Below are 25,413 nucleotides of genomic sequence, written 5' to 3'. Positions count from 1 at the left end.
CACCGAATGACGCTTGCAGGGGCACTACCCCCGTAAACCAATCAGATCTTGCGCACGCTAAGTGTTCTCTCACCGTCGGTTTTTTGCCAGCCACCAGGCTTCGATGACAACATCCAATCGAACTTGTGAAACAGCGCCCACACAGCCCCCAATGTATTGATCGCAATCGAGTTCATATCAATCGGCTGGGTATCAAGAATTTCATCGCGCAGAATGGCGACAAGTTCTGCAACCGTCTTCTTGCCATCAAAGACCGCCAGCAAGCGGACCAGATCCGGCCCACCGGTCAGGTCGACCGCATTGCCACTGCCGTCTTCGATCAGAACAGGTTGGCCGGCGAGTGCCACCAGATCATCAAAGAAGGTCTTGTTGGGCGGGACGAAGAAGTAAGGTGCCAGTTCTGCGTCGGGCAGCATTTCGGCAGTTTGGCCCTTGTCTTCACGGGTCAGATAGAATGCATGAAGCGGCATCGCGCCACTGAACCGTTCGCAAAAGGCCTGCTGATCGCGAAGCGGCTTGGCCGCCAATTCGCGCAGAATGGACGGATCACGCACCAGATTATCGATCTTGTAATGCGCCTTGCCGGTTCCTCCAAACCCGAAGAAACCGGTAAAGGCCGCAACATGAAGGCCCGCGGAAGAGGCGAAACCATATACCCCGTGGACGTCATATGCGCATTCGACGGGATGAAGCAGCAAATCAACAATTTCCGGATCGTTTTCGAGCAACCCTTTGATGAAGCCCGGGCCACCGCCCATTTTAAGCAGCATGTTGTCTTCGGGCAGGGCCGATAGCAATGTTCGCGTCATGGCCAACTGTTGCTGCAGGTCTTTGCCTTCCAGCAATGGCTCGATCATTTTGCGCCACTCGGTCACGGCAAGGCGCCCATGTTCGCCATACACCATGATGCCCATCGCACCGTCGGCCTTAAGCACCGACGTCAAATCGCGAAGGCCTTCTTTCGGGTCTTCAAGATGGTGCAGGACACCTGCACAATTGATGTAGTCAAATGGCTCAGGCTTGGATTTGGCAAATTCAGAGATGGTCTGATTGACGTAAGTGACATTTGAAAGACTGCGTGCCTCGGCCCGGGCACGGGCGACCTTGGTACTGGCCGCGGACGGTTCGAGATAGGTCACCGATCCACCGACATCGCGCAACTGTTCCGCCAGCCAGATCATCGAATCCCCGGTGCCACCACCGGCAACCAGCGCACGGAAGGTAGCATCAAATTCCTTTGTGCCGCCAAAGCAGTAATGATTGACCCGTGACAGGGTATCGATCGGCGGCATTAACAGGCGGTCTTTCTCCTGCCCTGGATCGCGCAACGGATAGGGAAACTGTTCGTAAAGCTCGCGCACTTTCTGGGACATTCGGCCTTCACCATCATTGAGTTTCAATGATGTGTAACATCGCGTGCCCTATCAGTTTATTAATGGAATGCTTAATAAGCGGCACGGATTAGCTGGTGAAATCGAGCTCGGTCTGTTCTTTTTTGGAATAGACTTCTGCCTGATGCAGGTCGACCGATACCAGCGAAGACACACCGCGCTCGGCCATGGTCACCCCAAACAGACGGTTCATGCGGGCCATGGTCATACGGTGGTGGGTGATGACCAGGAAGCGGGTATTAGCATGACGGCCAATGGCCTCCAACAGCTTGCAGAAGCGGTCAACGTTGGCGTCATCAAGCGGGGCATCGACCTCGTCAAGGACGCAGATCGGGGCCGGATTGGTCAGGAAGACCGCAAATAGAAGCGCCACAGCAGTCAGCGCCTGTTCCCCACCTGACAGAAGCGACAGATGCTGAAGCTTTTTACCCGGCGGGGATGCCATGATTTCAAGTCCGGCTTCAAGCGGATCATCTGCATCAGTCAGCATCAGGTGCGCACCGCCGCCACCAAACAGGCGGACAAACAATTGCTGGAAGTGCTTGTCCACCTCGTCAAAGGCCGCTTTCAAACGCGCACGGGCTTCGCGGTTGAGCTGATTGATGCCATTGCGCAGTTTTTCAATGGCAGCAATCAAATCATCGCGTTCAGACACCATGGTGTCTTTCTGTTCCTGCATCTCGGCCAGTTCGACCTCGGCACGCAGGTTAACCGCACCAAGGTTTTCACGTTCGCGGGTCTGGCGTTGCAGACGGGCTTCGATGTCGCCTTCGCTTGGCAGGTCCTTGGTCAGGTCAATCTTGCCAAGCTCAACCAACTGATCCGGCGTCGCATTGACACGTTCGCGGATACGTTCGATCAAATCGCGACGATGCTGTTCGGCCTGCTCAAGCAGCGCTTCACAGCGCACGCGACCCTCACGGGCTTCGGCCAGTTTCTGTTCGGCTTCGCGCAGGTTGATATCCGCTTCGCGCTGGGCATTTTCGGCGCGCTGCAATTCATCAGCCGCATCTTTGCGGGTTTGATCGGAAAGTTCGATCCGGTCAGAAAGAATGGCACGGCGTTCTTCGATCTCTTCGGGCTTGAGTTCAAGCTCCTCGATCTCCATGCGTGCCTCTTCCTGGCGTTCGCGCAATTCGGCAACCCGTTCACCGGCACCCGATGCACGTTCATTCCAGGTGGCAATTTCGTTTTCAACGAATTCAAGGCGCTTGCGCCGGCCCGACATGGTGCTTTGCATGCGTTCAAGCTGACTGCGGGCTTCCATATGGTCCGCACGCGCATCGGCCAAATTGGCGCGTTTTTCGATCAGTTCGGCCTTGATTTCCATCAGGCCCTCGCTGCTTTCCTCTGGCAGGGCGGCGAGTTCTTCCTGTTCAGCAATCAGTTCATCAAGGTCCTGCTTGGCGCGTTTTTCGGCCTCTTCGGCGTTCTGAAGGCGGCTTTCAATAGCGCTGGCATCGCGTTTGATATTGGCGATTTCTTCACGTGCAGATGAGGCCGCGTTTTCAGCATCGCGCACCGCGCGGTGTGCTTCCTGTTCGGCCGTTCGGGCCGCCTCGATTTCTTCATCGAGGCGTTCGACATTTTCGCTGGCGATTTCGGCGCGCTCGCTTGCGGCTTCGACCACCGCATCGGCTTCTTCGAGCTCGCCGCGCAATTCATCAAGTCGGTTACGCTGGCGCAGACGGACCGCGGCGGGCAGTTCCGCCCCAGCCAGAATACGATAGCCATCCCAACGCCATAGCGCCCCTTCGCGCGACACAAGGCGCTGACCAACCTTGAGGTTTTTGGCAAGGAAGTTGCCGGTTGCTTCGTCTTCAACAATGCCGATCTGCCACAGACGCCGGTTCAAAAGTGCGGGTGCCTCAACATATTTGGCAAGGGCCGACACCCCATCGGGCAGGGCCGGGTCATCGGTCGCCGGGTCAATGGCGGCCCAATGCATTGCGGCATCGGTTGCATCCGGCGCATCAAGGTCCTCACCAAGGGCGGCTGCCATCGCAAGTTCAAAGCCGCTTTGAACCGTGATGTTTTCGATCACACCGGGATATTTATCATCGTCACCGCCGCGCAGCAGGCTTTCAAGTGCGTCGATCTCGGCAGTCAGGCGCGCCTTGCGGCTTTCGGCATCACGCAATGCATCGCGCGCATCGCTTTCGGCGGTTTTCAGACCATCTTCACGGTCACGCATTTCAGCCAAGCGCATCTCTGCTTCTTCGACGGCCAGTTTGCGCTGTTCAACCAGTTCCTCACACTCTTCAAGATGCATACTTGCTTCTTCAAGCGCCTCGGAAAAGTCGGCCTCAATGCGGATATCATCAAGCTTGGCGACAGCCTCGTCATGGCGTTCGGTCAGGCGCGCACGGCGGGCATTCAGTTCACTGAGACGCTGTTGCACCGATTTGAGGCGTGCCTCTTCCTCGGCGACCTTGTTGGTCATTTGATCAACATCGGCTTCCAGTTCTTCGACGCGCAACGCCTTTTCGGATGCCATTTCGCGGGCTTCATCAAGTGCGTCATCTTCGCCGCCTTGGGCCTCGCGGAGTTCTTCACGCTCGTTCTTGAGCTTTTCAAGCGCGCCTTGCGCATCACTTGCCAATTCGGCCTCACGCGCAAGGTCGGCATCGATTTGCTGAATACGGGCACGTAATTGGCCCATCTGGGTTTCGATCTGGGCCTTGTCCTTATCAAGACCTTCGCGCTCGATCAAAAGACGTTGAAGGGCGGCGGCGGCCTCGGCCTCTTTTTTGCGAAGATCGGGCAGGCTTGCGGCCACATGGGCCTGAACCGTGGTCGCCTCGGTCACCGACGAGGTCAGATCACGTACCGCACTTTCGCCCGCGACCAGTAATTCACGTGCGTCTTCCTGGCGTTTTTGGGCTTCGGACCAGCGGATGTGAAACAGCAGCGCCTCGGTCTCGCGGACACTTTCGGAAAGTTTGCGATACCGTTCGGCCTGTCTTGCCTGTTTTTGCAGGGAAGCAATCTGGCCATCAAGCTGCAAAAGAACGTCTTCAAGACGTTCCATATTTTGTTCGGCGTTCTTAAGGCGCAATTCCGCCTCGTGGCGGCGTGAATGCAGGCCGGTAATGCCGGCGGCCTCTTCAAGGATCAGGCGACGCTGGATCGGTTTGGCCCCGATCAATGCACCAATTTTACCTTGGGAAACCATGGCATTTGACCGCGCACCGGTCGCGGCATCGGCAAACAGCAATTGCACATCACGCGCACGCACATCCTTGCCATTGACGCGATAGTTCGAGCCACCGCCACGTTCAATGCGGCGCGTGACTTCAAGCATGTCAAAGTCATTGAACATCGCGGGCGCCTTGCGCTCGCTGTTATCAAGGGTGACGGATACTTCGGCGACGTTGCGAGCAGGACGGCTTGATGTGCCGCCAAAAATCACGTCGGACATGTCCGAGCCACGCATCTGCTTGGCTGATGTTTCGCCCATCACCCAACGCAATGCTTCGACAAGATTGGATTTGCCACAGCCGTTCGGGCCGACAACACCGGTCAGCCCGTCTTCAACCAATAAATCTGTTGAATCGACGAAGGATTTGAACCCCGTCAGCTTTAGCGATTTAAACTGGACCAATCATGTCCCCCGGTCCGACCCTGTCCCTTGTTGCCGGACACCACGCATGCGGTGTCCGGCAGAATTGTTTTATTTAGTCGATAAGGTCTTCGACTTTTTCGATAAAGAATTCCGCATCACGCGAACCGGCAATGGTGTCGCCATCAAGAACGAAGCTTGGCGTGGAATTAACGTTGAATTCCTGTTCGCCGCGCATGCGTGAGCCGACAATACCGTCAATCAGTTCCTGATCGGCCATGCAGGCATCAACCGCATCACCGGTCATGCCGGCAAAGCGGACAACTTCCTTGATGCTGTCAATCGGGTCCTGCGAACGCGCCCAGGTCATCTGCGATTTGAACAGCATGCCAAGCACACCGAAATAACGATCTTCGCCCGCGCACTGTGCGATTGCAGCCGCACGCAGCGCAACACCATCCAGCGGATAGTCGCGGAAGATCAGTTTCAGTTTGCCGGTATCAATCAGCTTTTCCTTGATCTCAGGCAGAACCTCGGTGTGGAAGGACGCACAATGCGGGCAGGTCAAAGATGCATATTCAATCATCGCGACCGGCGCATTTTCGTCGCCCAGCACATGCTCTTTCCATTCAACTGCCTGTGCCTGTTGGGTGCTTGCGACCCCAACCATCATCAAAAACGCACAAGCAAGAAACTTAACTGCCTTTAGCAAGGAAACCTCCGTTAAAACAAAGTTTTGTGATTACAAGCCTGTTGCAGCGCGCGAGTCAACACACCCCCGAAAACGGCTATGCCACCAACGAGTCGCCAAAGTGGTGCGCAATTGCGGCAACTCCGTGATCGTTCATTTCATGAAACTGATTCGATTATCGACGACGCGCAAGACAACAGATCGTGACCGCTGGGCAAGTTATCAAACGCCCAGGGTTACGGTCGTTCGGGCGTTATTTCTTGCCTGTTTTCGGACGCAAACCGCCGCTTGCACCAGCGATGTGACGACCAAGGCGGGTCAGAACTTCGCGAAGATGCGGATCTTCGATCTTTTCGAGGTCGGCCTGACTGGTTGGGCTGATGTCGGCTTCGGGCACCTCGGTCGGGCGGTGAACGGTACGTTCGGGCCGTGAAATATCACCCTGAAGCATCGTGATCTTGTTGATCGCGCGATAGCCAAAATAACTGTTCACCCGTTCGATGATCTGCGGCATGCGGTGTTGCAGCTCAAGGGCGACCGGCCCGACAACCCGGATCAGCAACGTACCACCGGCCATGCTTTCCTTGGGCGGCGGGCTGTATTTCAGCGGCATGGTATATTGTTCAAGATCACGTCCGACGATCTCGGCCCAATGCAGGATGATTTCCGTTTGGAAAAAGCCGCGCTTGCGCACCAGCGGCCGGGTCAGGTTGCCAACAAGCGGTGCAACATTACGCAGGCCCATCCGACGTTCCGAGCTACCCAGCGGGACAAAGCCCTGCTTCTTTTTGGGCGCAACGGATTTGGATGCCTGATCCATCACCGAGCCACTTTTCGTACCAACACTATCTTTTTTCTTGCTCACGCCCGCTTCTTTCGTAGGGTCTGCATACCTTCGGACCAAAAGTCTGTGTCCGCAAAACAACATAACACGGGATCGACGTGCATTTCACCCATCAGGATACCCAACGCCTAGCAGCAAGCATGCTGGAGTGGTACGACCGCCATCACCGCACCCTGCCCTGGCGATCAGAACCAGGCGATACGCCAGATCCCTATCATGTCTGGCTCAGCGAAATCATGCTGCAACAAACCACTGTGCAAACGGTGGGACCGTATTTTGCTGCGTTCTTGAAACGCTGGCCAACCGTGACCGATCTTGCCAATGCCGAACTTGATGATGTTTTGCATGCCTGGCAGGGACTGGGATATTACGCACGGGCGCGCAACCTGCATAAATGCGCCAAGGTTGTCGCATCGGAATATGACGGCGTTTTTCCCGATACCGAGGAAGGGTTGCTGAAACTGCCCGGTATTGGCCCCTATACCGCCTGCGCGGTTGCCGCCATCGCCTTTAACCGCCATGCAAGCCCGGTGGATGGCAATATCGAACGGGTGATTTCACGCCTGTTTGCGCTGGAAACGCCGTTGCCCGACGTCAAACCGGAAATCAAGGAAAAGTCGGCTGCTCTGACCCCATCCGACCGCCCGGGCGATTATGCACAGGCATTGATGGATCTTGGGGCGACGGTCTGTACACCGCGCAATCCCGCATGCGGCATTTGCCCATGGCAAGCCGATTGTGAAGGTCGCAAATCAGGCATCGCGCCCGACCTTCCCAAGAAACGCAAAAAAGAACCCAAACCAACCCGGGTTGGCTATGCGTTTTGGATCCGGCGCGAAGATGATGGCCGCATCCTGGTGCGCCGCCGCCCGGAAAAGGGATTGCTGGGGGGCCTGTATGAAGTGCCCGGAAGTGACTGGCGCGCGATTGACGCGCCCGATGAAGTCATGCTTTCCGAAGCACCGGTATCCGCCAATTGGTCGGAACTTGACGGTAAGGTTGGTCATACCTTCACGCATTTTCATCTCAATGTCAGCGTGCTGGCCACGACCTTGCCTGGCGATCAGGCCGATAAACTTGACGGTAGTTGGACAACCATTGACGGGCTTTCGGATTTTGCCCTGCCGACCATCATGAAAAAGATCGTCCGTCATGCCCTGAAATACGGGCCCGCCTGAAGTAAATAGCTGTGCCGAATGAAAGCACCGCAATTTAAAAAGGCCCGTGGTCGGAACCACGGGCCTTTTTGTTTTTGAACCTCGCGCGGCGCGATCAGGCGTAAATATCGATCACCTGTCCACGGCCCTCTGCCGGGGTCGGGGCTGCCTGCTGCGACGTTTCGGTTTCTGCTGCTTGCTCGATCCGCTGTGCCGGCGGTGAATTCAGGTCGTTGTTACCCGTTTCAGCAATTGGCGCGGCTGCCTGCTGAATTTGTACCGGGTTGGGTGCGTATGCTGCACCCCCTACTGCACCTGCTTGCATATTCTTCTCCATCTATCCTTGCGGATAAGTTTGATGATCGGAATATAGCAAGATTTTTGCCCAAAAGCAAAACCGGCGGGTTTTGCAACCACGCCGGTTCTTTTAGGCATCAAGGATTTAGCCGAAGTTTTGCGGCTTGGATCAGGCGGGGACCTGACCCATTTCCTTACGCAGCTGACTGCGCAGATTGTCGATCGAAACCAGTCGGCCATCGCACTTATAATGCCAATAAGTCCAACCATTACAAGCCTGTGCGCCCTGAACGTGGGCACCGATCTGGTGGATCGAACCGGCATTGTCCTTATGACTGATCGAGCCGTCAGCACGCACCATGGCGGCAACATTGCCCCGGTTGTCATAGATCTTGTCGCCCGGCGAAAGCAGGCCACGTTCGATCACCGCACCAAACGGGATACGCGGCAGGGAACGCTTCGACTCGGTCAGCTCAAGGCTGTCGCCATCCAGCATCTGAACCTTGGAAATGCGTTCGCGCGCGGCCTCGGCATAGCTTTCTTCGCGTTCCAGACCGATGAAGTGACGGCCCAAACGACGTGCGGCTGCACCAGTGGTGCCGGTGCCAAAGAACGGATCAAGCACCACATCACCCTGACGGGTGGTCGCCATCAGAACACGCTGAAGCAATGCTTCGGGCTTCTGGGTCGGATGGACCTTCTTGCCCTTGTCGTCCTTAAGACGTTCCGAGCCAGAGCAAATCGGCATCAACCAGTCAGAGCGCATCTGCAGGCCTTCATTGAGCTGCTTCATCGCTTCGTAGTTAAAGGTGATGGCCTTTTGCTCTTCGCTTTTGGAACACCACAAAAGGGTCTCGTGCGCGTTGCAGAAACGCTTGCCGCGGAAGTTCGGCATCGGGTTGGTTTTGCGCCAGACGATATCATTGAGGATCCAATACCCGATATCCTGGAGCATGTTACCAACACGATAAATGTTGTGATACGAACCGATCACCCAGATCGCACCGGTGTCCTTAAGCACGCGGCGCGCCGCCGTCAGCCAGTCACGGGTGAACTCGTCATAGTGACGGAAGCTGTCGAACTGATCCCAATGATCGTCAACAGCGTCGACCTTGGAATTGTTCGGGCGCAGAAGATCGCCACCAAGCTGAAGGTTATAGGGCGGATCGGCAAAAATCAGATCGACGGATTTTTCCGGCAGGCTGTTCATCAGCTCGATGCAATCGCCAACCATCACCTGATCAAGTGGTAAAGATGTCTTTTTTGTCATGATGCCTTCTAGGTTCCCCCTTGAAATCTTGATGAAAGCATCAACCGAAATAGTTAATGAAAGAGTTAACCGACTCCGAAATTTTTCAAGGATTCGCATTGTGTTAGAAAGTGCGTCACCTGTTTAGACAATCTTAACCGCTATGCCCGAAAAACCGGAAGATTTTGCCCCTGCTACCGCATGGTCACAAATACGGTTGATACAGCCCGGACTCGGGTATCGGGCCTGCGCGAAACAGCACCAATCGGCACCGGAATATCCACCGATCACCTTTTGGCTGCGCAGAAACCTGCCATTTGCACGCGTTAATTCACCCCAAACCCCGTGCATTCCCAAATACTTACACCAAAGAGTGGAAAACTGACCATTTGGACAGAAGGTGCTTTGCCTCTTTTGTGATCGCGTATACAATCTGCCCACAATCTATGCAAAAGGTTGAGTTTCGCATAACGGCAATAAATCCGCAGGGGGACAAAAATGAAGTCTGGTACTTTCCGCCTAACGCGTCGTGCCATGCTGTCGGCCATCGCTGGCGCAGCCGCCGTCGTATCGTTTGGCTTTGGTGCACCGGCCGAGGCCGCCGATCCGCTTAAGGTTTCGGCAATCTACACCGTTCCGGTCGAACAGCAGTGGGTATCGCGCATTCACAAGGCGCTTAATGCCGCCGAAGCACGTGGCGATATTTCCTATGAGTTTTCCGAAAACGTCGCCAACACCGACTATGAGCGCGTCATGCGCGAATATGCCGAAAACGGTTCAGACCTGATCGTTGGTGAAGTGTTCGGTGTCGAACGTGCTGCGCGCAAGGTTGCGGCCGACTATCCGGAAACCGCGTTCCTGATGGGGTCAAGCTTTGCCCCGGACGGGGAAAACTTCTCGGTCTTTGATAACTTCATCCACGAGCCGAGCTACCTTGTCGGCATGGCGGCTGGTAAGGCGACCGAAACCAACAAGATCGGCATGGTTGGCGGTTTTGCCATCCCGGAAGTGAACCGTCTGATGCATGCCTTCATGGCAGGTGCCAAATCGGTCAATCCGGATGTCGAATTCATGGTGACCTTCATCAACAGCTGGTATGACCCGCCCAAGGCCAAAGAAGCAGCCTTTGCCATGATTGATAGCGGTGCGGACATCATGTATGCCGAACGCTTTGGCGTTTCCGATGCCGCCAAGGAACGCGGCATTCTGGCCGTTGGCAACGTGATCGACACCGCGGCTGATTATCCGGGCACCATTCTGGGTTCGGCCCTGTGGCACATGGAAGCCACCATTGACCATGCCATCGAGGCGGTCAAAGCCGGTGAATTCAAGGCCGAAGATTACGGCAAGTTCAGCTACATGGAATATGGCGGCGGTTCTGTCGTTCTCGATCCGGCACTGCTGCCGGACGGCACGGTTGAAGAAGTCGAAGTCAAACAGGCTGAAATCCTTGATGGGTCCTTCACGGTTGACGTAAACGACGAAGAACCGAAATCATCAATGTAAGATTTCGCTGAAATCACTGGGCAGTTCGGTTAAACAATCGAACTGCCCTTTGTCATTTACGACATCATACCCACCACAAAGCCGCCCACTGCCCCACAGCGTGACGCATAAAAACAAAACGGATTACCCGAATGTCATCTGCTGCGCACACATCATCCGAAACGTCGCAAGACCTGCTGCTGTCGCTGGCAGGTGTCACCAAAAGATTTGGCCCACTCGTTGCCAATAACGCCATCGACCTGACCGTTCACAAGGGCGAAATCGTTGCCCTTCTTGGTGAAAACGGTGCGGGTAAAACCACCTTGATGAATATTCTGTTCGGTCACTATGTCGCAGACGAAGGCACCGTTACGGTCGCTGGTCGCGATGGTAACCTTGAACAGCTTGAACCGGGCGCCCCGCAGGCTGCCCTTGATGCCGGGATCGGCATGGTTCACCAGCATTTCACATTGGCCGAAAACCTGACCGGGCTTGATAACATTGTCCTTGGGACCGAACCTATTTTCAGGCTCCGTCGTGATCGCAGCAGCGCACGCGCAAAGCTTGGTGAACTGATGGCCGGATCGGGGCTTAATGTCGATCTTGATCAGCCAGTGCACAAATTGACCGTCGGTGAAAAGCAGCGCGTTGAAATCCTCAAGGCGCTTTATCGCAATGCGCGGCTTTTGGTTCTTGATGAACCCACCGCCGTTCTGACACCGCAAGAAGCCGACAGCCTGTTTGCCATCCTGCGCAAACTTGCCGCAACCGGCCTTGCGGTGATCATCATCGCCCACAAGCTGGCCGAAGTTCTTGCTGTTTCGCACCGGATTGCGGTCCTGCGCGGCGGTGCCAAGGTTGGCGAAATGAAAACCAGCGATGCGAACCATAAATCCATCGCCGAACTGATGGTCGGTCGCGAAGTTCCCGCCAGCCGCCGTACACCGCGCGCGCCCGGAAAGCCCGTCATCACACTTGTCGATGTGACCATTGATCGCGGTGATTCCCGCCGGTCCCTGCATGGGGTGAATGTCACCGCCCGGGAAGGCGAAATTCTTGGCATTGCCGGGGTATCGGGCAATGGGCAGGCGGCGCTGGCGCAACTTATCGCCGGGCTTGATAAACCCGATCGCGGCACAGTCGAAATATTTGGCGAAAAAGTCACCAAATTCGACGCCCACACCTTCGCGCAGAACGGCATCGCACGCATTCCGGAAGACCGCCATCATGACGGCATGGTCGGATCAATGACGGTGGCTGAAAACATCGCAATCGAGGATGTCCGAAGCGCGGAATACCAGAAACTCGGTTTCCTTGATTTCGAGGCCATCCGCAAACGTGCGGAACATGCGATTGCCGATTATGATGTGCGCTGCCCGGGCCCGGATGCCCCGGCGCGCCTGTTGTCCGGCGGCAATATCCAGAAACTGATCCTGGCGCGTGTTCTGGAAAAGTCGCCCAAGCTGATCCTTGCCAATCAGCCGTCACGCGGCCTTGACGTCGGCGCGCAATCCGAAGTCCATCGTCGATTGCTGGAAGCCCGCCAGGGCGGGGCCGCAGTGATCCTGATTTCCGAAGACCTTGATGAACTTCTGACCATTTCCGACCAAATCGCGGTGATCCATGCCGGGCATATTACACCCGCCATGCCAACCGATAGCATTGATCGGTCCGAACTTGGCCTGATGATGGCCGGACAAAAAGCCGCCTCGCATGCCCCCGATGCCCCTCCTGCCACGACGACCACCAATCCGGGAGAAACGGCATGATCCGCTTTGAACCCCGCAGCAATCCCGGCCCGTTTCTGGTTTATGGCGTCCCGGTTCTGGCCGCGACGATTGCCATTCTTCTGGCCGCCATTCCGCTTGCCCTTGCCGGTGCGCCGATCATTGAGGCCTATGGCCTTATGATCAGCGGTGCCTTTGGCTCCGTGTTCTCGACCTCGGAAATGCTGACCCGCGCAACGCCCCTGATCCTGACTGGGCTTGCGGCCGCCATCGCATTCCGGGCCAAGCTTTGGAATATCGGTGCTGAAGGCCAGCTCTACATGGGGGCCATGGCCGCCGTTGCCGTTGGTTCGGGTGTGATTGATGGGCCAAGCTGGGTGATGATCCCGGTTGTGATCATCGCAGGCATGATTGCAGGTGCGCTGATGCTGATTGGCCCGACGCTTTTGAAAACCCGCCTTGGCGTCGATGAAGTGGTCACCACCCTGCTTTTGAATTTCATCGTGTTGCTGTTCGTCCAGATGATGCTCGAAGGGGCGCTTAAAGACCCGATGTCGATGGGCTGGCCGCAGTCTGAACCGATCATTGATAGTGCAGCATTCCCGGCCCTTCTGGAACGCATGCGGGTACATATCGGGCTTCTCATCGCACTTGTTTCGGCCATTGCGCTGGCGATTTTCGTCAAACGCACGGTATGGGGCTTTGAAATTCGTGCAGTGGGGGAAAATGCCGCAGCTGCCAAATTTTCCGGCATTTCGGTGACCAAAACCATGATCCTTGTTGCCGCCCTGTCGGGTGGTTTGGCCGGTCTTGCCGGGGTATCGGAAGTGGCTGGCACGCGTGGTTACCTCGCAACTGACCTGTCGCCCGGATATGGCTATGCCGGAATTGTGGTCGCTATGCTTGCCCGTCTGTCACCCATCGGCGTAATTGCATCGGCGTTGTTTGTTGCATCGGTCTTTGTCGGTGCAGATTCCATGAGCCGTGCAATTGGCGTTTCAAGCTATCTCGCCGATCTGATCGTTGCCATGGCGTTGCTGTGCGTTTTGATCGGCGGGTTCTTGACCCGGTTTAGGGTTCACTTTGATCGCAAATCGGCGCAGGGCTAAGGGGAAAGACCATGGAAATCATTGATATTCTTCTTGCCGCCAGCTTCTGGGAAGCCGCCATTCGCATTGCGACCCCGCTGATCTTTGGCGTGTTGGGCGCATTGATTTGCGAACGCGCCGGTGTGCTTAACCTTGGGATCGAGGGCATCTTTACCGCCGGTGCCATGGCGGGCTGGATGGCTGTATGGCTAGGTGCCGGTCTTTGGGGCGGTGTATTGGTTGCAGCCCTTGCGGGTGGCTTCTTTGGCCTGATCCATGCGATCCTGACTGTGCCGCTGGGGCTCAGCCAGCATGTGTCAGGCATCGGGGTGACGTTGCTTGCGACCAGCCTGTCCTATTTCACCTATCGCACGGCATTGCCCGATGTTTCGTCCCCGCCGCGCATCGAACCGTTCCGTCCGCTTGATATCCCGTTTCTTTCAGACCTACCCTTCATCGGTCAGGCACTGTTTTCGCAAACGGCGATGACGATGCTGGCCCTTGTGCTGGTGTTCGTCACTGGCTGGGTTTTGTATCGCACGCCACTTGGTCTTGCGATCCGGGCGGTTGGCGACAACCCGTCCTCGGTAGAGGCACAGGGGCTTTCGGTTTATGGCCTTCGCATTGGTGCGGTCGTTGTCGGATCATCACTGATGGCATTGGGCGGGGCTTTCCTGACCATGTCGGCCTTTGATGCGTTCTTCTTTGGCATGATCAATGGCCGTGGCTGGGTCTGTATCGCGCTGACCGTGTTTGCCAGCTGGCGACCGGGCAAGGCATTGATCGGGGCTTTGCTGTTTGGGGCATTTGACGCGTTTCAGGTACGCCTGCAGACCGAGGTCGGCGCATTCCTGCCATCGCAGGTATTCCTGATGATGCCCTATATCCTGTCGATCATTGCGCTTATTGTTGTCGCCCGCAAAGCCGATTACCCCAAGGCGCTTCTTGTGCCATGGTTCAAGGGCCAGCGTTAAGCACAGCACCACAACTATGACTGCCACCACCAGACCAAGGATGACATCATGCAACCCGATCTGATCCTGAAAAACGCCAATATCGCCAATGGCCCAACCGGTGTGGATATCGCGTGTCAGAACGGCAAAATCATCGAGATTGCCGAACATATCGATGTGCCCTCGGTTGAGGTGCTTGATTGTGGTGACATGCTGGTCAGCCCGCCCTTTGTCGACAGCCATTTCCACATGGACGCGACCCTGTCACTCGGTCTGCCGCGCATGAATGAGTCGGGCACGTTGCTTGAAGGCATCGCACTGTGGGGGGAGCTTAAACCGCTTCTGACCCCCGAAGCGGTGATTGAGCGCGCGCTTAAATATTGCGATCTGGCGGTCTCCAAAGGACTGCTTGCCATCCGCACCCATGTCGATGTTTGCGATGACCGGTTGCTGGCGGTTGATGCGTTGCTGGAAGTCAAGAAACAGGTCGCACCCTATATCGATCTGCAACTGGTGGCCTTCCCGCAGGATGGTTATTTGCGCAGCCCGACCGCCAAGGAAAACACCATCCGTGCGCTGGACAAGGGTGTCGATGTTGTGGGCGGCATTCCGCATTTCGAACGCACCATGGCCGATGGTGCACAAAGCATCAAAGAACTTTGCGAAATGGCGGCGGACCGCGGGCTTATGGTCGATATGCATTGCGATGAATCTGATGATCCGCTATCGCGTCATATCGAAATGCTGACCTATGAAACCCAGCGTTTGGGGCTTCAGGGCCGGGTGACCGGCTCACACCTGACATCCATGCACTCGATGGATAATTACTATGTCTCCAAGCTGATCGCCCTGATGGCCGAGGCAGAGGTTTCCGCCATTGCCAATCCGCTGATCAACATCACCCTTCAGGGCCGTCATGACACCTATCCGAAGCGGCGCGGCATGACCCGTGTGCCGGAATTGCGCAAGGCCGGGCTCACGGTGGCCTTCGGTCATGATTGCGTCATGGATCCCTGGTATTCGATGGGTTCTGGCGACATGCTTGAAGTCGCATCCATGGGGCTGCATGTCGCCCAGATGACGTCACGCGATGATATCCGCGCCTGCTTTGATGCGGTCACGACAGAACCCGCCAAGATCATGGGACTTGAAGGGTATGGGATTGAAGTTGGCAACAATGCCGATTTCGTCATCCTGCAGGCCCGCGACACCATCGAGGCCATCCGCATGCGCGCCAACCGCCTGTTCGTTATCCGCCGGGGCAAGATCATCGCCGAAACGCCAATGGCGCAGACACGCCTGCATCTGTCCGACCGCCCGGATCATGTACGCGAACACGAATACGCGCCGGGACAATGAAATATGACGCATGATCAAGTGATCTGATTGCTTTTTGCAGTCGGATAAAAGACACCGCCAACCAGAACGGACGTCCCGATGTTTTACGAGCCCGGAAAAACCGCCCACAATCTTCCACATGACCCGTTCAAGGCCTGTGTGGCGCCGCGTCCGATTGGCTGGGTATCGACACTCGACAAGGAAGGCCGGGCCAACCTTGCGCCTTATTCCTTTTTCAATGCGGTGCATGGCAATCCGCCGATGGTAATGTTTTCGTCGGGCGGGTCGGTCGACAGTTTGCGCAATGCGCGCGATACCGGCGAGTTTGTTGTTGGCGTTGCGCCGAAGGCGATGCTGAAAGAACTTAATTTTTCCTCGGCCCCGCTGCCGCCGGGCGAAGATGAGTTTGAATATGCCGGGCTGGAAAAGCTGCCGGCAAAATGCGTCAAACCGCATCTGATCAAGGGTGTGCCGATCCATATGGAATGTGAAGTGTTCCAGATTGTCGACCTGCCAAGCGCCAATCCGGAACGCCCGTGTGCGATGGTGATTGGAACCGTCGTTGGCCTGCATATCGATGATGACATCATTCGCGATGGCATGGTTGATATCACACTGTTTGAGCCGCTCGCGCGGCTTGGCTATCAGGAATATGCCAGCGTTTCGGAAACCTTCACGGTCCGCCGCGAGGATTTCAGGAAGTAGTACATCCCAAACCTGGCCAAGCGTCTGATTTGTTTCATCAAAGCGACGCTCAAGTGCAAACAAACTGTCACACAGAACCCTTAATGTGAACAGGAACACAGTTCGCCCGAACATTGCGGGCTTGAGCCTAAGTGTTTTTGTGAAATTTTTCGGGGAATTCCCAGTGATGAAACGGACGTTTGCAGCCGGTCTTTTCGGTGTTACCGCCATGCTGATGGCGGGTTCTGCCATGGCAGGCGAAGCCAAGGTTTTTGAAACCAAAAGTGCGATCAACAACCTTTCAACCGTCATGGTTGACGGAGGCAAGGCACGCCCGCTTACCGTCGGCTTTGGTTCTGGCGCATACCGCCGCCCGGGCGATCCGGCCAACATGTTCTATGCCGTTTCTGACCGTGGCCCGAACTTTGTCTGTGGCGATGTTGAAGCCGTCCTTGGTGTTTCTGCCGATCAGGTCTGCAAGGGGCAGAAAGTCCGCGTTTATCCGACCCCGGATTACTCGCCTTCGATCTATACCATCTTCCTGAATGATGATGGCAGCTTTGACGTCAAGGACGTCATTACGCTTAAGGATCAGAATGGTGTGCCTTTAACCGGCCTGACCAACAAGCTGACCGTCGCCAAAACCGAAAAGCCGGTCGATGCCAATGGCCATCCGCTTGAACAGTCGGTCTCCTCGATCGATGCCGAGGGTATTATTCGTCTATCTGACGGGTCCTACTGGATTGGTGAAGAAAACGGTCCGTCGATCCTGCATGCGGCAGCGGATGGCACCGTTATCGAACGTATCGTTCCGGCCGGTTCGGAAAAGGATTTCGAAGGTTCGGCTTATAAAGTCACCGGTGGCCTTCCGGCCATTCTGGTCAAGCGTCAGACCAACCGCGGCATTGAATCCATGGCGGTATCACCGGACGAAACCAAGCTTTACTTCATGGTTCAGAATCCGCTGGCCAACCCGAATGCCGATGCCTACAAGGCGGCCAAGAACACCCGCCTGTTCGTTTATGATCGCGCAGCGTCCAAACTGCGCGGGGAATATATCTATCAGCTGGATGACCCGCAGAGCTTCCGAAATGATCCGTCCAAGAAACAGAACGCACCGCGCATTTCCGAAGTTCTCGCCCTTGGCAATGACCGTCTTCTGGTGCTTGAACGCACTGACAAGACCACGAAGCTGCATGAAGTCGAACTTGAAGGGGCAACCAACATCCTTGCCACCCGATGGGATGACATGTCGACCAGTCCGACTTTGGAACAGCAAAACGATCTTGACAGCATCAATCTCACCCCGGTTTCCAAGACGCTTCGTTTTGACAGCGCGGACTACCCGGAAGCCCCGAACAAGCTTGAAGGCCTTGCCATCATGGGCGACGGTGCACTTGCGATGATCAACGACAATGACTTTGGCATCAAGGGCGATCCGACCAAGGTTATCCTGATCGACGGTCTGGTTCAGGCTGACAAATTCTGATCTGTCGTCTTACTTCTCGACAATCACAGGCGGGAAAGCTGTCATGCAGCTTTCCCGCTTTTTTATTGGGTCAAAACCGCGTAAAAGCAGGCCCATGATGGAAAACACACAGACATTCGATACCCCGGACGGCGTTGATGCCGTAATCGAGCCAATGGATGCCACCGGCTACCTCGCCCCTGTCGGCTTTGAGGATCAACTTGAAGCCGAACTTGGTGACGTCAGTGAACGCCATGACCGGTTGATGTTCGCCCCCGGTCCGGAACGGCGCGTATTCTGGGCGCAGAATGTCTGGCGCAATCCGGTGCGCATTGCCATCCCGTCGATCAAGGGTGCGGCCAAAATCCTGAAATTCAATCAGCGCAACTGGGCCCTGTTCAAGTTTGACCATTTTTCGCGCGCCAAGCTGATCGAAGGGCATCTGCCCCATGTGTCTGCCAAGCGTCAGGTGTTTGGTGAACCCGCCCCGACCGCACCGCTTGGTTCATGGACTCTGATTGATCCCGATACCATCATTGCATCGGCCGATTGTTCCAGCCCGTGGAAAAACGGCGAGGTCGAGTTTGAAGAAGACAAGGTCACCCCACCCAACCGTGCCTACCTTAAACTGTGGGAGGCATTCACCCGGGTTGGCGCCTATCCGCAGGCCGGTGATCGCACCATGGATCTGGGCGGAAGCCCGGGCGGCTGGACCTGGGTTTTGCATGAATTTGGTACCGACGTCATTTCCATCGACAAGGCGCGTCTTGATGCCAAGATCGCCAATCTGCCGCGTGTGGATTTCCGTCAGGAAAGTGCCTTTGGCCTCAACCCGGAAGAAATCGGCTATATTGACTGGCTGTGCTCGGACGTCATTTGCTATCCGGATCGACTGTTTACACTGGTCAATCAGTGGATGGATGCCGGGATGGCGACCAATTTCATCTGCACCATCAAATTGCAGGGCGATACGGACTATTCCGCAATCACCGAGTTTGCCGATATCCCCGGATCAAAGGTCGTGCATCTGTATAACAACAAGCACGAACTGACCTGGATGAAGGTGCCCGGCGTTACCGATCAGGATTGATCGGCAACGGCAGCATTGTCGGCCTTGTCTGATTGATCATGTTGGGGAATTGCCGGATCAAGCGGATAATAATCCCCTTTATCTGCGCAATAAATCTGCCCGACTGTGGTCATACCCTTTGTATCATCAAGAGTTCCGGGCATCAGTGCCATATTGTCGTTGCGCACAGGGCGCCAGAACAGGGCGGTGCCGCATTCCTTGCAAAATCCGCGATCGGTTTTATCGGACATGCGATACCACCGCAGCCCGTCATCCTTGGCCAGTTTCAGATGATGGCGGTCAAAGCGGGCATAAGAGCTGACATGTCCGTGCAGCTTGCGACACAGTTCGCAGTGACACATCACCGCATCGTCAACCGGCCCGTGAACTTCATAACGGACATCGCCGCAATGACATCCACCGCGATAAACCGTCTCCTTGTGCGCAGAATTGCCCACAGCAAACTCCCCTAGTTGGTGTTGGGTGGTCCTTCTTAATCTGTCTGGTTGGCGGCCATTTGCAAGCAACGCGCAATAAATCTGACACAGGCAGACAGAAATCATCACACCATTTCAGACAAATATGTTTGAGATTGGCTAAAAGCAGTCCTATTCTGCGCCTCTGTTCGGAGCCCGATGTTGACGCCACCGCGCCAGTTTCCGCCATCTGGCACCGCCCGAAAGCGATGGGAAAAAATGTCCGAAAACTCTTTCCAGTATGATGTGCTTATTATCGGTAGTGGTGCTGCCGGTTTGTCCACGGCACTCAAACTTGCCCCGCATGTAAAAGTTGCCGTTCTTTCCAAGGGAAAGATCGATGATGGATCGACCAACTGGGCACAAGGCGGTATTGCCGCTGTGCTTGATGCCGCCGACAGCATCGAAAACCACGTTCGTGATACGCTGGTGGCAGGCGCCGACCTTTGCAAACGCGAAACCGTCGAATTCGTCGCCACCAATGCGCCAAAGGCAATTGCCTGGCTTGATGAACTTGGCATTCAACTGACCCGCGACCCCAATGGCGATAACAATCAGCCGTTCCACCTGACCCGCGAAGGCGGTCACAGTCATCGCCGCATTGTGCACGCGGCAGATGCCACCGGGCGTGCGGTTCAGACGACGCTTCAGGGGCAGGCGGTCAATCATCCGAACATTGATGTTTTTGAAAACTATCTGGCGATTGATCTGGTGACTGATCGCAAGTTCGGTGGCGAAGGTCGCCGCTGCATCGGGGCCTATGCGCTTGATCTTGGCACCGGAAAGGTCAAGTCATTCAATGCGCGCACCGTGATCCTTGCCACCGGCGGGGCGAGCAAGGTTTACCGGTTTACCTCAAACCCGGACGGGTCAACGGGCGATGGTATTGCCATGGCATGGCGTGCCGGTTGCCGTGTGATGAACATGGAATTCAGCCAGTTCCATCCGACGTGCCTGTATCATCCGCAAGCCAAATCCTTCCTGATTTCCGAAGCCGTACGTGGTGAAGGCGGCAAGCTTTTGCTGCCTGATGGCACACGCTTCATGGACCGGTTTGATGAACGTGGCGAACTGGCCCCGCGTGATATCGTTGCACGCGCGATTGACCATGAACTCAAACGTCTTGGTGCAGATTGTGTTTACCTTGATATCACCCACAAGGGGACAGATTTCATCAAGGAACACTTCCCGACCATCTATGAAAATTGCCTGAGCTACGGCATCGATATGACCCAACAACCGATCCCGGTTGTTCCGGCAGCCCATTATACCTGTGGCGGGGTTCTGACCGATCTGCGCGGGCGTACCGATCTGACCGGGCTTTATGCCATTGGTGAATGTGCAGGCACCGGTTTGCATGGTGCAAACCGACTGGCATCGAACTCGCTTCTGGAATGCCTTGTGTTTGGCGAGGCCGCGGCAAAGGACATTATCGAAGCCCTGCCGGTCGAGGATCTTTTCAAACCGATCCCGGACTGGGATGAAACCGGCATCACCGATTCAGACGAAGAAGTCATTGTTGCCCATAACTGGGAACAGCTGCGCAACGTGATGTGGGACTTTGTCGGCATTGTCCGCACCACCAAGCGCATGCAACGCGCCCAGCACCGGGTGGATTTGCTGTTATCGGAAATCGATGAATATTACGGCAATTTCCGTGTCACCAATGACCTTCTGGAACTGCGTAACCTGTCGGTCGTTGCCAAGCTGATCATTCAATCTGCCCTGTGGCGGCGCGAAAGTCGGGGGCTGCATTACACCACCGATTACCCTGATCTTGATGAAAGTGGCACGCCGCGCCAGACCATTCTGGTGCCGGAAAACTTCGCAGGTCGCTGGGTGATCTCCGGTCAATGGAAAACCTGAATGGTCGATAAAGCCGAACTTGTAGGTATCGCGCGCAAGGCACGCCCGCGCGCCCCGATGGAAAGCCTTGAAAGCGTCGCAGTCACAACCGAACTTGGTATCGACGGAGATTTTCGCGGCAAGCTGCGCCGACGTCAGGTCACCATTCTGGCCGAAGAAGACTGGCAGACGGCATGCCACGAAATCGGTCGAGATGACATTCACTGGACCGAACGCCGCGCCAACCTTTTTGTCCGCGGGATTGCCTTGCCACGCAGCAAAGGCAGCAAACTCTCAATCGGTGACGTGGTGTTTGAAATTACCGGCGAAACAGACCCGTGCAATCGCATGGATGCGGTTGCCATGGGACTGCAAGAAGCTTTGAGACCAGACTGGCGGGGTGGTGTGACCTGTCGCGTGATCACGGGTGGCACAATGACCGTCGGTGATCCGGTGACTGAGAACACCTAGTTTCCACCAACACCAAGTAGTTGGCAAAGCTGTGGTGGCGAAAGGCTGACAAGTTCAGCCAGTTCAATATACGGGTCGCCGGACAATCCCAGAAGTCTGGCAAAGGCCGGTTCGGTCTTGATGCCTGACTGCTTCAGCGCCCTGACCTCGCGGGCAAATTCATCGCCCATCACACATAGTATCCTCGCCTCGAACAGCATATGGACAAAACCGTATTGCGAGCGTGTCGGACAATCGGTGGCAAAGATTTCGACAGGCAGTCCGTCACACTCAAATCGGACAACCGATGCTGCCGCGACATGGCGGGTTGCAGGACGCTTGTGAAGACGATAACCGTCAAAATGACCAAACACCCGGTCTGAGAGTTCAGAGAACGCCGTCAAATCAGGGGCGTTGCACAGGATATCAATGTCAGAATCCAGCGTATCAATCGCAAGCGGCAAGGTCCCGACAACCTCGGGCTCATACACCGCCAAACAATCAAGTAGCCGGTGACGGTCAAGAATTTCGGCCGCGCGTGCGCCACGTGGAGACGCATTCGCAAGCCGGGTCACCCCGGAAAAGCTATTGCCATCCAGTCCTTCTGGCCAATCCATTACCGTATGGTTCTTTTTTGAAATCATTCTGTTTCTTGACCTTGGGCCAATAGGGGGCTAGCTGATGAAGGCCTTACCACAATGAAAGCCTCTGGCCCAGATGCTTGATATCCTTGCCGTTACATTGCCGATATTCCTGATCATCGCCATTGGCTATATCGCTGTCTATCGCAACATCGTTGCGCAAACGGTCGCACGTGGCATGGGGGCATTTGTGATCAACTTTGCCTTGCCGTGCCTTTTGATCCGCACGTTGATTGCCCATGACATCAATAAGGTGTTCGACACCAACTATCTGGCGGCATATGGCAGCGGGTCCTTGATCGTGTTCGCGCTGGGCTATTTCTTTGCCCGATTGATCGCCAAGAAAAGCCAACAGAATGCCGCCCTGCAGGGTATGGGCATGTCGATGTCCAACAGCGGCTTTATCGGCTATCCGATTGTTCTGCAGCTGCTTGGTCCGACGGCGGGTATTGCACTGGCACTTTGCTTTATCATCGAAAATCTGGTGATCACGCCACTGACCCTGATCCTGGGCGATAGTGCCGAGGCTGAGGGCACCAGTCGTTGGCAAATTCTGCGCAAGACCTTTACCCGGCTTGCACGCAATCCAATCATTGTCGCCATTGTGATCGGGATGAGCTTTTCGATCTCCGGGATCACGTTGCCCGGTCCGATCTTTTCGGTGATTGATATGCTGGCATCGGCCTCTGGGCCAGTGGCGCTGTTTGTCATCGGTGGCGGGCTTGTTGGGCTCAAACTGCGCGGTTTGCGGTTTGACATGGCGCGCATCGTGTTTGGCAAACTTGTGCTGCACCCGTTGATCATTTTCCTTTTGCTGGGACTTGTCCCCGATCTTGATCCGGTGATGAAGATCGCTGCTGTCGGTTATGCCTGTGCACCGATGTTGAGCGTCTACCCGATCTATTGTCAGCGCTACGGGCACGAAGCAATGGGCGCGGCATCCCTGATGGCAGCCACATCGCTGTCCTTTATCACCATCAGCACGGCGCTTTGGTTGCTTGATAGCACCGCGGTATTCGGGCCATTGCCTTAGGCAACCGCCCGAAACCACAGCTTCAAATCTGCCCCCAGAAAAATCAGCCTGGAATTTCACCCGCGTGGGCGAGGATTTCCTCGGCCTGGCGGATTTCCTGTTGCTGGGCCCACATCTCGGCATACAGGCCATCACGATCCAGCAATTCCTGATGGCGGCCACGTTCGGCCACCTGTCCATCGCGCAGCACGATGATTTCATCGGCGTCAATCACGGTGGACAGTCGGTGCGCAATAATCAGGGTCGTGTGCCCGCGCGACACTTCACGAAGCGCCTGCTGGATATCCTTTTCGGTGCGGGTATCAAGGGCGGACGTGGCTTCGTCAAAGATCATGATTTTCGGACGTTTGAGCAACATGCGCGCAATCGACACGCGTTGCTTTTCACCGCCCGAAAGTTTCAGGCCACGTTCGCCAACCATGGTTTTGAAGCCTTCGGGAAGGCCTGCGATAAATCCGTCGATGCTGGCAAGCTTGGCGACATTTTCGATCTCGCCCTGTTCCGAACCGGGACGGCCATAGGAAATGTTGTAGGCAATGGTATCGTTAAACAGGACGGTATCCTGCGGTACGATGCCAATTTCGCGACGAAGCGAATTCTGTGTGACGTCACGGATATCCTGACCATCAATCGTGATCTTGCCACCCGACACATCATAAAACCGGAACATCAGCCGCGTCAGGGTCGATTTGCCCGCCCCGCTTGGCCCGACCACGGCAACGGTTTTGCCAGCTGGCACTTCAAAGCTGACCCCCTTAAGGATCTTGCGATCCGGGTTATAGGAGAAATGCACATCTTCAAACCGGACGGTTGCCGCATCACAGGCAAGGCTTTTGGCACCCGCCTTGTCTTCGACTTCCTTTTCGACATCGAGAAGCGAGAACATGCGTTCCATATCGGTCAGCGACTGCTTGATCTGGCGATAGACAAACCCAAGGAAGTTGAGCGGCATGTAAAGTTGCAGCAAATAGGTATTCACCAGAACGAAGTCACCGACCGTCATGGTGCCGTCCTTAACCCCTTGGGCGGCCAGCAGCATGTTCAGAACAAGGCCGACGGCAATGATCGCACCCTGCCCGACATTGAGCTTGGAAAGCGAGACTTGCGACTGCACAGCCGCAACTTCATAGCCCCGCAGCGCCTTGTCATACCGGGTGGATTCATGGGCTTCGTTGTTGAAATATTTGACGGTTTCGTAGTTGATCAGACTGTCGATGGCCTTGGTATTGGCCTCGTCATCGCGCTTGTTCATTTCGCGCCGGAACTTCATGCGCCATTCGGTCACCACCAGTGTGAAGACGATATAGATCACGATGGTGGTAAAGGTGATCAGCGCAAACCAGACATCATAAAGCGCCCACAGGATGATCGAGACCATGAATATCTCAAGCAAAGTCGGCAGGATGTTAAACAGCATGAAGGACAAAAGAAATTCAATGCCCTTCACCCCACGTTCAATCGCGCGCGAAAGCCCGCCCATCTGACGATCCAGATGGAAGCGCAGGGATAATCCATGCAGGTGCTCAAAAACGCTCAGCGCGGATCTGCGAATGGCGCGCTGGGCCACCTTGGCAAAGACCGCATCGCGCATCTCGCCAAAGGCCGAAACCAGAATCCGCACAAGCCCATAGCCGACGATCAATGCTACCGGCACAACAATCAGGGCTGTGGTATCTGTTGATCCCGACTGGGCAGCGTTTGCCGCCGCATCACCAGCCTTGTCGCCACCACCAAGCGCATCGACCGCGTATTTGTACAGCACCGGGATATAGACGTTTGCCACCTTGGCCCCGACCAGAAAAAGCAGAGCCAGAACAACACGTACCTTGAGCTCAAACTCGCCGCGCGGCCACAAATAGGGTAGGAACGTCTTCACAACGCCGAACTCTGCACGCGCAGTCGGTTGATCGGAACCCATATTTTTCAAAACCTTATCCCCAATCAGCAACCGGGCAGCATTGCGGT

General features: G+C 55.6%; 21 protein-coding genes. 12 read left to right on the top strand and 9 right to left on the bottom strand.

The genetic code is table 11. From position 1 onward, the window contains the following. Nucleotides 1-41: 41 nt before the first annotated feature. The 4 genes from IT893_RS01865 to IT893_RS01850 form a co-directional block, all read right to left on the bottom strand. On the bottom strand, nucleotides 42-1,373 hold the full coding sequence (locus tag IT893_RS01865; protein WP_197146639.1) for a bifunctional 2-polyprenyl-6-hydroxyphenol methylase/3-demethylubiquinol 3-O-methyltransferase UbiG: 1,332 nt from the start codon (nucleotides 1,371-1,373) through the stop codon (nucleotides 42-44). 88 nt (nucleotides 1,374-1,461) lie between these two features. Then, nucleotides 1,462-4,995: a chromosome segregation protein SMC gene (gene smc / locus IT893_RS01860; RefSeq protein WP_197146638.1), complete on the bottom strand. Its 3,534-nt coding sequence runs from the start codon at nucleotides 4,993-4,995 to the stop codon at nucleotides 1,462-1,464. 73 nt (nucleotides 4,996-5,068) lie between these two features. Beyond that, nucleotides 5,069-5,665 (bottom strand): thioredoxin domain-containing protein, encoded by a 597-nt coding sequence (locus IT893_RS01855; RefSeq protein WP_197146637.1) that lies wholly within the window; start codon nucleotides 5,663-5,665, stop codon nucleotides 5,069-5,071. A gap of 232 nt (nucleotides 5,666-5,897) precedes the next feature. Then, the gene (locus IT893_RS01850; protein WP_063089150.1) at nucleotides 5,898-6,509 is read right to left on the bottom strand and encodes a DUF721 domain-containing protein; all 612 of its coding nucleotides are present in this window, start codon (nucleotides 6,507-6,509) and stop codon (nucleotides 5,898-5,900) included. 119 nt (nucleotides 6,510-6,628) lie between these two features. Here IT893_RS01850 and mutY point away from each other — a divergent pair, with 119 nt between their 5' ends. Then, nucleotides 6,629-7,666, top strand: a complete 1,038-nt coding sequence (mutY, locus tag IT893_RS01845) for an A/G-specific adenine glycosylase (RefSeq protein ID WP_252724047.1) — start codon at nucleotides 6,629-6,631, stop codon at nucleotides 7,664-7,666. A gap of 94 nt (nucleotides 7,667-7,760) precedes the next feature. On the opposite strand, the gene IT893_RS01840 is transcribed toward mutY, so the two are convergent. Then, nucleotides 7,761-7,970, bottom strand: coding sequence for a hypothetical protein (locus tag IT893_RS01840; RefSeq protein ID WP_252724046.1), 210 nt, complete (start codon nucleotides 7,968-7,970; stop codon nucleotides 7,761-7,763). A gap of 141 nt (nucleotides 7,971-8,111) precedes the next feature. Then, a complete protein-coding gene (locus tag IT893_RS01835) occupies nucleotides 8,112-9,212 on the bottom strand; it encodes a site-specific DNA-methyltransferase (RefSeq protein ID WP_063089153.1) in 1,101 nt (366 codons plus the stop codon). 477 nt (nucleotides 9,213-9,689) lie between these two features. On the opposite strand from IT893_RS01835, the gene IT893_RS01830 reads away from it, so the two are divergent. From IT893_RS01830 to IT893_RS01795, 8 genes are all read left to right on the top strand, one after another. After that, nucleotides 9,690-10,697, top strand: a complete 1,008-nt coding sequence (locus tag IT893_RS01830) for a BMP family protein (protein WP_197146634.1) — start codon at nucleotides 9,690-9,692, stop codon at nucleotides 10,695-10,697. 131 nt (nucleotides 10,698-10,828) lie between these two features. Further along, a complete protein-coding gene (locus IT893_RS01825) occupies nucleotides 10,829-12,445 on the top strand; it encodes an ABC transporter ATP-binding protein (RefSeq protein WP_197146633.1) in 1,617 nt (538 codons plus the stop codon). Then, a complete protein-coding gene (locus tag IT893_RS01820) occupies nucleotides 12,442-13,512 on the top strand; it encodes an ABC transporter permease (protein ID WP_197146632.1) in 1,071 nt (356 codons plus the stop codon). Before IT893_RS01825 ends, IT893_RS01820 begins: the two co-directional genes overlap by 4 nt. A gap of 11 nt (nucleotides 13,513-13,523) precedes the next feature. Continuing rightward, nucleotides 13,524-14,465: an ABC transporter permease gene (locus tag IT893_RS01815; RefSeq protein WP_062955907.1), complete on the top strand. Its 942-nt coding sequence runs from the start codon at nucleotides 13,524-13,526 to the stop codon at nucleotides 14,463-14,465. A 48-nt stretch (nucleotides 14,466-14,513) separates the two neighbouring features. Further along, nucleotides 14,514-15,803, top strand: a complete 1,290-nt coding sequence (locus IT893_RS01810; protein WP_197146631.1) for an amidohydrolase family protein — start codon at nucleotides 14,514-14,516, stop codon at nucleotides 15,801-15,803. A gap of 78 nt (nucleotides 15,804-15,881) precedes the next feature. After that, nucleotides 15,882-16,487 carry a flavin reductase family protein gene (locus tag IT893_RS01805; protein ID WP_197146630.1) on the top strand — a complete coding sequence of 202 codons (606 nt, stop codon included), beginning with the start codon at nucleotides 15,882-15,884 and terminating at the stop codon, nucleotides 16,485-16,487. 166 nt (nucleotides 16,488-16,653) lie between these two features. After that, entirely contained in the window at nucleotides 16,654-17,955 is a 1,302-nt protein-coding gene (locus tag IT893_RS01800; protein ID WP_197146629.1) for an esterase-like activity of phytase family protein, read from the top strand. Between the two features lie 94 nt (nucleotides 17,956-18,049). Continuing rightward, nucleotides 18,050-19,024, top strand: a complete 975-nt coding sequence (locus IT893_RS01795) for an SAM-dependent methyltransferase (RefSeq protein ID WP_371810686.1) — start codon at nucleotides 18,050-18,052, stop codon at nucleotides 19,022-19,024. Here the strand turns inward: IT893_RS01795 and IT893_RS01790 are convergent. After that, nucleotides 19,015-19,461 (bottom strand): GFA family protein, encoded by a 447-nt coding sequence (locus IT893_RS01790; protein ID WP_197146628.1) that lies wholly within the window; start codon nucleotides 19,459-19,461, stop codon nucleotides 19,015-19,017. The two genes, IT893_RS01795 and IT893_RS01790, sit on opposite strands and share 10 nt — an antisense overlap. 237 nt (nucleotides 19,462-19,698) lie before the next feature. Here IT893_RS01790 and nadB point away from each other — a divergent pair, with 237 nt between their 5' ends. Then, nucleotides 19,699-21,345: an L-aspartate oxidase gene (gene nadB / locus IT893_RS01785; protein WP_252724045.1), complete on the top strand. Its 1,647-nt coding sequence runs from the start codon at nucleotides 19,699-19,701 to the stop codon at nucleotides 21,343-21,345. After that, nucleotides 21,346-21,795 carry an MOSC domain-containing protein gene (locus IT893_RS01780; protein ID WP_197146626.1) on the top strand — a complete coding sequence of 150 codons (450 nt, stop codon included), beginning with the start codon at nucleotides 21,346-21,348 and terminating at the stop codon, nucleotides 21,793-21,795. Here the strand turns inward: IT893_RS01780 and IT893_RS01775 are convergent. After that, entirely contained in the window at nucleotides 21,792-22,391 is a 600-nt protein-coding gene (locus tag IT893_RS01775; RefSeq protein ID WP_197146625.1) for a DUF4269 domain-containing protein, read from the bottom strand. The genes IT893_RS01780 and IT893_RS01775 overlap by 4 nt on opposite strands. 100 nt (nucleotides 22,392-22,491) lie before the next feature. Here IT893_RS01775 and IT893_RS01770 point away from each other — a divergent pair, with 100 nt between their 5' ends. After that, complete coding sequence (locus IT893_RS01770; protein WP_197146624.1) at nucleotides 22,492-23,448, top strand: AEC family transporter; 957 nt, start codon at nucleotides 22,492-22,494, stop codon at nucleotides 23,446-23,448. Nucleotides 23,449-23,491: 43 nt separating this feature from the next. Here IT893_RS01770 and IT893_RS01765 read toward each other — a convergent pair whose 3' ends face one another. Continuing rightward, on the bottom strand, nucleotides 23,492-25,366 hold the full coding sequence (locus IT893_RS01765) for an ABC transporter ATP-binding protein/permease (protein ID WP_120225848.1): 1,875 nt from the start codon (nucleotides 25,364-25,366) through the stop codon (nucleotides 23,492-23,494). Nucleotides 25,367-25,413 lie beyond the last annotated feature (47 nt).

Origin of the sequence: Thalassospira sp. A40-3 (genome assembly GCF_015871485.1) — a bacterium.
Lineage (GTDB): Bacteria > Pseudomonadota > Alphaproteobacteria > Rhodospirillales > Thalassospiraceae > Thalassospira > Thalassospira tepidiphila.
Note: the sequence above shows the minus strand (reverse complement) of the source record. Positions and strands in the feature narration are given on the sequence as shown.